Below are 11,365 nucleotides of genomic sequence, written 5' to 3' on the forward strand. Positions count from 1 at the left end.
GATATCCCTATTCTTTACCAGCAGGAGCATATTAATAGCTTATGCTTTTTCAACTGGTGCAAATTTCGCCAATAGGCGTTTGATGCCGATTGGACTTGGAAAGGCAATATCCAATTCCTTTCCTTCGCCTTCCCCTTTTACGCTCACCACGGTTCCTATACCCCATTTTTTATGGGAGGCACGGTCACCGACAGCCCAGCCGATTTCTTCACCGCCCGTTGCGGATGGTGCAGAAACAGCTTTTCCAAAGGCAGGCACTTTTCTTGTTGAAGCCGTTGAAGGAGACCCAGTCCTCGAAGAGCTGAAAGGCGTTTGCCTAGCCCTAGGAGCAGGTTTCGGTTTTAGGTCTTCTAGAAGTTCCTCTGGTATTTCACTGATGAAACGTGAAACGGGATTCATGCTCGTCCGTCCATACAATGTCCGCATTTGGGCATTGCTTATGAATAGTTCATTTTCGGCCCTTGTAATTCCCACATAAGCCAGACGGCGTTCTTCTTCCATCTCCTCTTCATCCATAAGCGAGCGGCTGTGAGGGAAAACCCCTTCTTCAAGGCCCAATAGAAAGACTACCGGATATTCAAGTCCCTTCGCTGAATGCAATGTCATCAACGTTACCGTATTTGTAGCTTCTTCGGTATTCTCGTCAAGTTGGTCTATATCGGCAACCAACGCCAGGTCAGTCAAAAAGCCCACCAATGATTTGTCCTCGCTGTTATCTTCGAATGCTTTCGTAACAGATAAAAACTCATCTATATTTTCAAGCCGGCTTTGTGATTCAATCGTTTTTTCTGCCTGCAGCATCTCACGGTAACCGGTTTTCTCGATGACTTCCTCCACAAGTTCAGTCACGGATAAGTACTCCTGCTGATTTGTATAATTAGTGATCAGCGTATGGAATTCCCTTGCCGCTTTGGTGGCCTTCCCACTTATCCCTGCCATTTCCACAGACTCCAGTGCTTTATATATGGAAACATCATATTGATCTGCATAATCTGCCACTTTGTCCATCGAAGTTGCGCCAATTCCGCGTTTTGGCACATTGATTACACGGCGAAGGCTGATGTCATCATCAGGGTTCGCAATAAGTCGAAGATAGGCAAGTAAATCCTTAATCTCTTTACGGTCATAGAACTTAGTGCCCCCGACTATTGCATAATTAATATTGGATTTAAGCAGAACTTCCTCCATGACACGTGATTGTGCATTCGTTCTGTAAAGTATTGCTATATCTGAATACTTCCTGCTGCCGTCCTGAACTAACTCATTTATCTTTCCGGCTACGAATTGCGCTTCCCCTTGTTCATTATCCGCACGGTAATAGAATATCTTATTGCCATCTGCATTCTCGGTCCAAAGATTTTTCGGCTTACGGTTTTGATTGTTATCGATGACCTTATTCGCTGCTGCAAGGATTTTTTTCGTCGAACGGTAATTCTGTTCAAGGAAAATCATGTTGGCATTCGGATAATCTTTTTCAAATGAAAGGATATTCGCAATATCCGCACCGCGCCAACGATAGATCGATTGATCGGAATCCCCGACAACACAGAGATTACGGAAGCGTGAAGCCAATAATTTAACAAGCATGTATTGAGCCCTGTTCGTATCTTGGTACTCATCAACATGAATGTATTGAAATTTACGCTGATAATATTCAAGCACCTCAGGTACGAGCTGGAACAATTGAATCGTCATCATGATCAAATCATCGAAATCGAGCGCTGAATTTTTGCGCAGCCGTTTTTGATATTCCGTATAAACATCGGCCGTTACTTTAGTGAAGTAATCAGACGCCGTCTTCAGGTACTCTTCCGGCCCGACCAATTCATTTTTCGCTGAACTGATGCTGCCCAAAATGGCACGATAATCATATTTCTTTGTATCCATATTACGGTCTTTCATGATTTGTTTTATGACCGATTGCTGATCCGTCGTATCCAATATCGAGAAGTTCCTATTAAATCCGATACGGTCGATATCTCTTCGTAGAATACGGACACACATCGAGTGGAAAGTCGAAATCCAGATATCTTCGGATGCACCGCCAAGTATGGCACGGATCCTCTCCTTCATCTCACGTGCCGCTTTGTTGGTGAACGTGATTGCAAGGATGTTCCAAGGCGCTATTTCCTTCTCGACCATCAAGTAAGCTATTCGGTGAGTCAGCACACGCGTCTTTCCACTTCCTGCCCCAGCCATGATTAAAAGTGGACCATCTGTTGCTTTCACTGCTTTTTGTTGCTGTTCATTCAAACCAATTAATAATTTTTCCGCTAAATATTGCATTATCACACCACCTATACGAACATTCGTTTCTGTTTTAGTATACTATATTTCTTACATGTTTTCATTTAACTGCCGTAACTGTTGCAAGGGCCACTTTCAAATCTTCATAAATCACATTGCCGACAACGATGACATCCGCAATCTTGGACATCTCTTTGGCCTGCTCAACCGATTTTATCCCACCGCCATAGAATAGTATGGTATCTTCCAAACTCTCTTTGGCCGCTTCCACCATCTGGACATCGCCATAATCACCGCTGTATTCCAAATAAAAGATCGGCAGGTTGAACATCTTTTCTGCCATCATCGCGTATGCACCCACATCATCCATATCCAAATCAGTATTGGCTTTCGTCAATTGGGCCGCCTTGCACTCAGGGTTCAGGATACAGTACCCTTCAACGAAAATTTCATCCCAATTCAAAAGGTAACCGTATTCCTTGACTGCTTGCTGATGTAATTTCATCATCCAATCCGGGTTGGTGCTATTCAGGACACTCGGAATGAAATATAAATCAAACCCTGGCGTCACCGTTTCAACTGAAGAAATTTCCATCACACATGGGACCGTATATCGCCTGACACGTGCCATTAAATGAAGCACATTCTCAAGCGTGATACCATCCGTTCCCCCGACCATGATTGCATCAGTACCGGATTCACAGACTTTCTCAAGGGCCTCATCACTTATTTCTTTATTTGGATCGAGTTTGAAAACATGTTTCCACTCGCGAAAATCGTACATTATAATCCTCCATTCACACTTCCCATTACACCATTATAGCATTAAGATTTTTCATTAAAAAAGAGAAGTATCGATAAAATGTTATTACCAAATGGAACCTTTTAATCTAAAATCCAATATAACATGGATACGGCTGAAAGACAGCCGGCAAAGAGCGTGCTGGACACAAAATAAAAAGCCGGGAAATGAATTCCCCAGCTTTTTATTATAATCGAAAGAATTAAGATTCAGTTGTTTCCTCTACATTATCCTTAATACGGTTCAGAGCCATGGAATAAGCATCATTTCCGTAGTTCAAGCAACGTTTGACCCTGGAAATCGTAGCCGTGCTTGCACCTGTTTCCGTTTCGATTTTATGATAGGTTTTTCCTTCTTCAAGCATGCGGGCTACTTCAAGACGCTGTGCCAATGAGGAAATTTCATTAACTGTGCATAGATCATCAAAAAATCGATAGCATTCGTCCAAATCACGCAAGGAAAGGATCGACTTGAACAGCTGATCCGTTTCTTTTCCTCTTAACTTATCAATTTGCATGTTACTCCCCCTCAATTTCATGGGTATCAAAATGAGACGTCTCCTACTAAACCAGGTTCATCCGGAATAATATTGATCCAAGTTTTCCCTGGAATCAACCCTACCTCTTTATCGTTTTTCACTGGTGTAATACGACCATCCTTATTCACCCATTCTACTTCATTCGCTTTTCCTTTTTGAAGTAAATAACCATTTCCGCCACTTTTCAAGTCGATTTTTCGACGCCCTTTGTCGTCGATCACTTGATGAGCAGCCTCAATGATCAATATATTATCCAGTAAAATAGGTTTATTCGATTTATGCTCGACTGTTTGCTCTCCATTCGAATAACGTTTATATTTCTCTTCCGTGGCTTCGTATTCATACTGTACATCATACTCGTCTGATCCGTAGGAAACCTCGGTTTTCAATGCCGGTTCCCCTTGAAGTCCAGCTGCCTCTTCCTTTGTAAGGAAAGCATAAGGCTTCGGTGCACCATTCAACTCATAACCCTTTTCCTTTGCACCTTTTTCGATATCCTCAAAGGAGGTGTAGGAATTATGCGGTGCTTTTCGATCTGCCGAACGTTGAAACAAAGTACCATCATAATATAATCCGTTCAAGTTATCAATATACCCTCTGTCCAGCATGGTCTTTGCCTCGGGGCTATACCCATGACAGACATAGATGCAATCAAGGCCTTTAGCCAATTCGATATAATAGTCCCTTGCACTCCGAATCGGACCGATTTGACTAGGCATTTCACTTTGGAAGATAGCTAAAAATCTGGTTATGTCACCTTCTGCGAGCATTTCGTAAACCATATCGGCTTCTGAGAGGCCCGATTGCGGGCGTGCTTCCGGATGATTATTAATCATCACTGCTGCAGCCCTTCGCTCACTGCCTGCTTCGGTGGCCATACCTGTAAGTGGAAACTCATTGGAAGGTTCATTTTTCACATCTGTATTTTTGATGACAGCTTGGTCTTTCGGCTTACTGTCATCCGATGCAGGATCCTCTTTCGTCGAACAGCCTGCCAGCAGTAAAATAGCAATAACGATGAAAAGAACTCTCTTAAAATTCATCTTTCCACTCCTCTGATTTATTAGCCATTTCTTCTCTTATATTTTAACGCATTATAGTAGGAAAGAGTATAGTTTTATTCATTACATCATATACTCCTCGCTGGGTCAGCCTTATATATGGCAGATGGGTTGTCGAAAAGAATGAAAGGGTATACACAGGATCGGCGAAGCGATAACCTCTCTCCCGCAGCAAATGTTTCAATTCATTTTCTTCTTTTATCAATTCAGGAACCTCCTTGGTCGACATGACTCCCTTTAATTTCAGAGGGAGTTCATGAATCACCTTGCCTTGTTCCGTCAAAATGATTCCACCGCCAATTTCCTTCAGCCGGTTAAATGCCAAATGCATATCCTTTTTCCTTTTACCGATCAGTATGATATCACCTGTGTTTGTATAAGAGCCAGCAAAGCCACACAATTTGTCCGCAAACCCTTTTAATATCGTATTGATGCGCCATTTCCCTTCCCGGTCGATTAGCATGAAAAAGCATTCATCATCCTCAAAGTTCAGTTCTTCATGCCCAACATCATTGGCAAGGGAGTACGGTTTCGTAATTACATTATTAACCAATTCTATCCCGAACGGCATGGAAAATTCAAAATCTTCCTTTAAACTGAGATCCCAATCAAGATCGAGCGGTTTAAAATCGAAATCACTCCATTCGATTTCCTGTTTATCCGGAATGATCTCACCATCCCTTTTCACCCATTTCCCTTTCGCCATTACCGAAACCGGAGCGGGTTCCTTTACATCGGTCAGGAAGTTGATGTTCGCCACCCTCCCTGTGGCAATATTGCCATGAAGGTATTCAATGTTATAATATCGTGCGATGTTGATGGTCGCCATATTGTAGGCATCGATGACCGGAACGCCATGCTCTATCGCTATTTTGATCAAGCAGTCTATGAAACCACCTTCATAAAAGGACGGCGGTGATCCATCTGTCGTATAAAAGAATTTGTCATAATGATCAATGTCCAGTTCATGGATTTCCTGTATCAGCTTTGGTAAATCCGGACGGATCGAAGAATGTCTTAACGATACATAATAGCCCTGCAGCAAGCGTGACATGACTTCATCACCTGTCATTGCCTCATGATCACAATCGGCGCCGAACAAGGTCATTTTTGCTAAAGTCTTCTCCGAAGCACCTGGAAAGTGTCCTTCTATTTTCTTCCTCATTCTCTTGGCTTCCTGAATCCAGTGCAACATCATGTCATCCCCATCGAGAAGCTTCGGCCATCCAGTTAGTTCCCCGCCCTGTAATACGGCATCATGCTCCAGCCATGATTTGACGGCCCCATGGGAAAAGACCATATCTTCATCGATCAATTCCGTTTGTCCGTCAAAACGGCTCCACCAATACATTGTTACAGGAATGTTACGTAATTCTTTCAAAAGAGAAAACGCTTTCTTTTTATCTAACTGCAATAGAAACGGCAAGTTATCATTGATCAATGTCGTTGTGCCAAAATGAGATGCATAACGTGAAAAAGAAAGGGGATTATATAATTGAGAAGGGTGTGAATGCGGCTCAATATAACCCGGAACCAAGTACTGGTTTGTACAGTCGACCATCTCACAGCGGTCTATATTATCAGGAAGCTTATCGCCAACATATATGATGCGATCTTCATATATCCATATATTCGCTTTTACCCATTTTCGTAAAGCCTGATTTAAATAAGTCGTATTTTTTAGCAGAATGTGTGGTGCCCTATTGCCATCCAGCACATCTATATGTTCTCTTAGATGTTTATTTTTCCATCTATAGCGCTGTTCAAGCATAAACATTCCCCCATAAGTTATTAGAAACAGTGTATGAAAAAAACCATTTTCAATCCAATTTTATTTCATAGTAACATACTTGCCCCATTTGAACAGTAATGTTATCCAGATTATTGTTAAATTTTTGTGAAGGGATCGATTTTATATGAAGTTTAAACAAAATATCAGTATAATAAATGCTTTAATGCGAATTACTTGTGGTTTTACATTTCTAACATGGGCTACGGCTAAAATGGTGAAAAAACCATGGAAAAACCAATCTTATATAATCGTGGCCATGCTTTCCGCCATGAAAATAGGTGAAGGAATCCTCCGTTATTGTCCTGTCGTCGATGCGATGGGAAACGGACAAAACTTGATGACAAAAGAACCAAAACAGGAAAATGAATCGAATCAATCTGATTCATATTAAGTCTTATAGAAGAAGCTGACTCCGCTTAGAGTCAGCTTCTTTATATTATGATGAAAAATTGTATTTTATTGCTCGGTAGCCAATATCCGTTCGCCAAAATAAACCGTCTTTCTCAATGTGCCCTAACTCTTTATATACTTCAGCTTGCGCAGAGGCCAAATCTTTCCCTTTTGCAGCAACCAGAAGTACACGTCCGCCATTCGAGATGAAGTTCCCTTCATTATTGAGAGCCGTTCCAGCATGATAAACATGGGCTTTCGGATCAATCTTTTCCAAGCCTTTAATGATAGATCCCTTTTTATATTCCCCTGGATATCCATCAGCTGCGACGACCACTCCGAGAACGGCTTCTTCATGCCATTCAAGTTGTAAATCCTCTCCAGAAAGAACCGCTTCAAGCGTATCTACGAAGTCTGTCTTTAGACGAGGTAAAACGACTTGCGTTTCCGGATCGCCAAAACGGGCATTGAACTCAATGACTTTTGTGCCTTTTTCAGTGGCGATCAACCCGGCATATAATATTCCTGTAAAACTCCGATTCTCAGAAATCATCGCATTTACCGTGGGTTTAAGAATCGTTTCGACTGCAGTCTGGATCATTTCATCGGATATTTGCGGTACCGGTGAATATGCACCCATTCCACCTGTGTTCGGACCCTGATCTCCATCAAAAACCCGCTTATGGTCTTGAGCAATGACCATCGGATACACTTTTTCCCCATTAACGAATGCCATCAATGAAAACTCCTCGCCATCAAGGAATTCCTCAATAACGACTTTGGCAGATGCTTCCCCGAACTTTGCTCCGACTAGCATATCATGGATGGCCTCTAACGCCTCTTCCATCGTCATAGCAACTACGACACCTTTTCCTGCTGCCAAACCATCCGCTTTTATGACAATGGGGGCACCCATTTTTTCGATATATGCTTTTGCTGAATCATAATCAGAAAAAGTTTCATATTCCGCTGTCGGAATGCTGTAGTTCTTCATTAAATCTTTAGCAAAGGATTTACTTCCCTCGATGACTGCAGCACGGCCATTAGGGCCAAATACCTGTAATCCTGCCTCCGTAAAATCATCTGCAAGTCCATTCAACAATGGGGTTTCGGGCCCGATCACCGTTAATGAAACAGCATTCTTTTTTGCAAAGGCAACCAAATCCCCATGATTGTTTTCATCAATTGGTACAAGAGTCGCTACATCGGTCATCCCTGGATTTCCCGGTGCTGCAAAAACAGTCCCAACCCGTTTACTTTCAAATAGTTTGCGGGCTATGGCATGCTCCCTGCCGCCCCGGCCAATTACTAGTACATTCATTATCGCACCTCGTTTTTGATTAATGTTTAAAGTGACGAATTCCTGTAAACACCATTGTAATCCCATATTCATCAGCTTTCTTGATCGAATCCTCATCTTTAACAGATCCACCAGGCTGAATGATTGCCGTGACGCCCGCTTTTGCTGCCGCTTCTACAGTATCATCCATTGGGAAGAATGCATCTGATGCCAATGCACTTCCTGTCGCTCTTTCCCCAGCTTGTTCCAGAGCAATTTTTGCAGCTCCCACACGGTTCATTTGACCTGCGCCAACACCTAATGTCATTTGATCGTTACAAACCACAATTGCATTCGACTTGACATGTTTCACGATTTTCCAGCCAAGTTCCATGGCTTTCCACTCTTCAGGTGTAGGCTCACGTTTCGTTGCCACTTTTACCTCTGCATCCTTTAAGCTATGTGCGTCCCGATCTTGAATAAGCAATCCGCCTTCAATGGATGTCAATTTACGTTCAGGCTTTTTAACCGCGTCAAAATCGATCGTTAATAAACGTAGGTTTTTCTTGCTTGTCAATACTTCCACTGCCTCTTGTGTAAACCCAGGGGCAATGATGATTTCAAGGAAAATTTCATGAAGCCTTTCCGCAGTCGCTTTATCGACTTCACGGTTCAAAGCGATGATCCCACCAAAAATGGAAGTGGAATCTGCCTCATAAGCTTTTTCATATGCTTCCAAAATAGTCGCACCGACGCCGACGCCGCAAGGATTCATATGTTTGACTGCAACTGCAGCAGGCTCATTGAATTCTTTTACGATTTGAAGTGCTGCATCAGCATCATTGATGTTGTTGTATGATAGTTCTTTTCCATGTAATTGCTTCGCTTCTGCAATTGAGAAAACGGAACCAAGCGGTTTTTTATAGAATGCGGCTTTTTGATGTGGATTTTCCCCATAACGAAGCGACTGTTTCAATTCATAGGTAACAGTCAATGATTCAGGATTTTCTTCATCGGCAAGCTCTGTCATATACTCTGAAATAACGGCATCATATGCTGCTGTATGACGGAAAACTTTTGCAGCCAGTCGGCGATTCGTGGTTTTTGTTACCCCGCCGTTTTGTTTCAGCTCAGCCAATACGGTAGGATAATCATTGGAATCAACGATAACAGTCACATATTCGTGGTTTTTAGCAGAAGAACGAAGCATTGTCGGTCCACCGATATCGATGTTTTCAATAGCATCTTCCACAGTGACTTCCGGTTTGGAAATAGTCGCCTGGAATGGATATAGGTTTACACAGACAAGTTGAATGGGTTCAATGTTATGCTCAGCAAGCTGTGCTGCGTGACCTTTGTCATCATGTTTTGCCAACACTGCTCCATGGACATTCGGGTGAAGCGTTTTAACACGTCCATCCAAAATTTCCGGGAAACCGGTGACGTCACTGATTCCAATTACCTCAATACCATTTTCCTGAAGCGTTTTTTTGGTACCGCCTGTAGAAATGATTTCAAAACCTGCTTCAATTAAACCTTGAGCAAATTCTACGATACCTGTTTTATCCGATACACTAATTAATGCGCGTTTCTTCATGTTATGTTGGTCCCTCCATTAAGTAAGTTTCTTGTGGCATAGCTCCTGCAAAACTGATGGATACAGGTCATGCTCCATTTCCTGTATCCTTTTTTGAAGGATGTCTCTCGTATCCCCTTCAAGAATCGGCACTGTTTTTTGGGCAATGACCGGTCCTGTGTCCATTCCATCATCAACATAATGAACGGTTACCCCCGTTTCCTTCACTCCGGCATCAAAAGCCTGGCCAATTGCATCCTTGCCTGGAAAACTTGGCAGAAGTGAAGGGTGGATATTCACAATCCTCTGTGAATACTTTTGTAATAATGTCGGACCGATCAAACGCATATAACCAGCAAGAATGATGAACTCTATCTCATACTGGCGAAGTTTTTCCAGGATTTCCGATTCATATTCAGTCTTGTTGGAGTAATTCTTTGCTGAAAAGGAGAAAGAGTCAATATTCTCAAGCTTTGCTCTCTCAAGCACATATGCGTCTTCACGATCGCATACGACAAGACAGATTTCCGCCTCCAACTTTCCACTTTTTATTGCTTCAGCAATTGATTGAAAATTACTACCGTTACCTGATGCAAAGACAGCAAGGCGTCTCATTATTTGAACGACACTCCATTTCCATCCACGATCGTTCCAATAATTGAGGCTTCTTCACCGCAAGACTTTAGGTGGGCTAGCACATCCGATGCCACTTCTTTTTTGACGACAGCCGTCATCCCAATACCCATATTGAAGATATTGAACATTTCCTCTTTTACAAGGCTCCCTTTTTCTTCAAGGAATGAAAATATAGTTGGAATTTCCCAGCTTCCAAGCTCGATTTCAACACCGCATCCTTCAGGAAGGATACGCGGAATATTCTCGATGAATCCTCCACCGGTGATATGGGCAAGACCATTAACCTCAAATTTTTCCAACGTCGATAAAACGGACTTCACATAGATCTTTGTCGGTTTTAATAATTCCTCACCCAACTTGCAATCCAGTTCCGGTACGAAGTCATGAAGCCCCATGCCTGAGTCTTCAAGAAGGATTTTACGAACAAGTGAATACCCATTACTGTGGATGCCGCTTGAAGCGAGTCCAATAACGACGTCACCAGCCGAAATCGCTTCACCAGTAATCAGACGTGATTTTTCAACGGCACCTACAGTAAAGCCTGCCACATCGTATTCTTCCGTCTCGTACATGCCTGGCATTTCAGCCGTTTCTCCGCCGATTAAAGCACAGCCCGCCTGCTCACAGCCATCTGCAATTCCTTTAACGATCATTTCAATTCGTTCAGGATCTGCTTTACCGCAGGCAATATAATCTAAAAAGTATAAAGGTGCAGCACCTTGAACGACAACATCATTGACGCACATAGCTACACAATCCACTCCAATTGTATCGTGTTTATCCATCATGAACGCTAATAAAAGTTTTGTACCCACTCCATCCGTACCAGAAATGAGCACAGGTTCTTTAAGGTTCAAGGAAGATAAATCAAACATGCCGCCGAAACCGCCCAGACCATTCATTACTTCTGGACGAAATGTGCGCTTTACATGTTTTTTCATTCGATTTACCGCTTCATAACCAGCCTCAATATCCACACCAGCCTGTTTATATGCATTAGCCATTTGAAATCCTCCTCCGAAAATCAATCATCATTGCCGACTT

10 protein-coding genes are annotated in these 11,365 nt (G+C 42.6%); 1 reads left to right on the forward strand and 9 read right to left on the reverse strand.

Going from position 1 to position 11,365, the window contains the following annotated elements:
- Positions 1-39 precede the first annotated feature (39 nt).
- The 5 genes from pcrA to A6755_RS24790 all read right to left on the reverse strand — a co-directional run bounded on the left by pcrA (position 40) and on the right by A6755_RS24790 (position 6,419).
- Entirely contained in the window at positions 40-2,286 is a 2,247-nt protein-coding gene (gene pcrA, locus A6755_RS24770; RefSeq protein WP_034306090.1) for a DNA helicase PcrA, read from the reverse strand.
- 61 nt (positions 2,287-2,347) lie between these two features.
- Complete coding sequence (gene pcrB / locus A6755_RS24775) at positions 2,348-3,031, reverse strand: heptaprenylglyceryl phosphate synthase (protein WP_034306092.1); 684 nt, start codon at positions 3,029-3,031, stop codon at positions 2,348-2,350.
- Between the two features lie 220 nt (positions 3,032-3,251).
- Positions 3,252-3,566 carry a YerC/YecD family TrpR-related protein gene (locus A6755_RS24780; RefSeq protein ID WP_034306094.1) on the reverse strand — a complete coding sequence of 105 codons (315 nt, stop codon included), beginning with the start codon at positions 3,564-3,566 and terminating at the stop codon, positions 3,252-3,254.
- A 26-nt stretch (positions 3,567-3,592) separates the two neighbouring features.
- A complete protein-coding gene (locus A6755_RS24785; RefSeq protein WP_034306096.1) occupies positions 3,593-4,630 on the reverse strand; it encodes a DUF3048 domain-containing protein in 1,038 nt (345 codons plus the stop codon).
- Between the two features lie 43 nt (positions 4,631-4,673).
- Positions 4,674-6,419 carry an adenine deaminase C-terminal domain-containing protein gene (locus A6755_RS24790; RefSeq protein ID WP_034306098.1) on the reverse strand — a complete coding sequence of 582 codons (1,746 nt, stop codon included), beginning with the start codon at positions 6,417-6,419 and terminating at the stop codon, positions 4,674-4,676.
- Between the two features lie 145 nt (positions 6,420-6,564).
- On the opposite strand from A6755_RS24790, the gene A6755_RS24795 reads away from it, so the two are divergent.
- Positions 6,565-6,831, forward strand: coding sequence for a YgaP-like transmembrane domain (locus A6755_RS24795; protein ID WP_063592289.1), 267 nt, complete (start codon positions 6,565-6,567; stop codon positions 6,829-6,831).
- A gap of 45 nt (positions 6,832-6,876) precedes the next feature.
- Here the strand turns inward: A6755_RS24795 and purD are convergent, their stop codons facing one another.
- From purD to purM, 4 genes are read right to left on the reverse strand one after another with little or no spacing between them, the layout of a single operon-like run.
- Entirely contained in the window at positions 6,877-8,151 is a 1,275-nt protein-coding gene (gene purD, locus A6755_RS24800; RefSeq protein ID WP_063592682.1) for a phosphoribosylamine--glycine ligase, read from the reverse strand.
- 19 nt (positions 8,152-8,170) lie between these two features.
- Positions 8,171-9,706 carry a bifunctional phosphoribosylaminoimidazolecarboxamide formyltransferase/IMP cyclohydrolase gene (gene purH, locus A6755_RS24805; protein ID WP_063592290.1) on the reverse strand — a complete coding sequence of 512 codons (1,536 nt, stop codon included), beginning with the start codon at positions 9,704-9,706 and terminating at the stop codon, positions 8,171-8,173.
- An 18-nt stretch (positions 9,707-9,724) separates the two neighbouring features.
- A complete protein-coding gene (gene purN / locus A6755_RS24810) occupies positions 9,725-10,300 on the reverse strand; it encodes a phosphoribosylglycinamide formyltransferase (protein WP_034306109.1) in 576 nt (191 codons plus the stop codon).
- Positions 10,300-11,325: a phosphoribosylformylglycinamidine cyclo-ligase gene (gene purM / locus A6755_RS24815; RefSeq protein ID WP_063592291.1), complete on the reverse strand. Its 1,026-nt coding sequence runs from the start codon at positions 11,323-11,325 to the stop codon at positions 10,300-10,302. The genes purN and purM overlap by 1 nt, the downstream gene beginning before the upstream one ends.
- Positions 11,326-11,365 lie beyond the last annotated feature (40 nt).

Origin of the sequence: Peribacillus frigoritolerans (genome assembly GCF_001636405.1) — a bacterium.
Classification (GTDB): domain Bacteria; phylum Bacillota; class Bacilli; order Bacillales; family DSM-1321; genus Peribacillus; species Peribacillus frigoritolerans.

What these genes read in the sequence shown, in the direction of transcription:
- pcrA (WP_034306090.1), bottom strand. Translation starts at nt 2,286, where the DNA reads ATGCAATATTTAGCGGAAAAATTATTAATTGGTTTGAATGAACAGCAA.
- pcrB (WP_034306092.1), bottom strand. Translation starts at nt 3,031, where the DNA reads ATGTACGATTTTCGCGAGTGGAAACATGTTTTCAAACTCGATCCAAAT.
- A6755_RS24780 (WP_034306094.1), bottom strand. Translation starts at nt 3,566, where the DNA reads ATGCAAATTGATAAGTTAAGAGGAAAAGAAACGGATCAGCTGTTCAAG.
- A6755_RS24785 (WP_034306096.1), bottom strand. Translation starts at nt 4,630, where the DNA reads ATGAATTTTAAGAGAGTTCTTTTCATCGTTATTGCTATTTTACTGCTG.
- A6755_RS24790 (WP_034306098.1), bottom strand. Translation starts at nt 6,419, where the DNA reads ATGCTTGAACAGCGCTATAGATGGAAAAATAAACATCTAAGAGAACAT.
- A6755_RS24795 (WP_063592289.1), top strand. Translation starts at nt 6,565, where the DNA reads ATGAAGTTTAAACAAAATATCAGTATAATAAATGCTTTAATGCGAATT.
- purD (WP_063592682.1), bottom strand. Translation starts at nt 8,151, where the DNA reads ATGAATGTACTAGTAATTGGCCGGGGCGGCAGGGAGCATGCCATAGCC.
- purH (WP_063592290.1), bottom strand. Translation starts at nt 9,706, where the DNA reads ATGAAGAAACGCGCATTAATTAGTGTATCGGATAAAACAGGTATCGTA.
- purN (WP_034306109.1), bottom strand. Translation starts at nt 10,300, where the DNA reads ATGAGACGCCTTGCTGTCTTTGCATCAGGTAACGGTAGTAATTTTCAA.
- purM (WP_063592291.1), bottom strand. Translation starts at nt 11,325, where the DNA reads ATGGCTAATGCATATAAACAGGCTGGTGTGGATATTGAGGCTGGTTAT.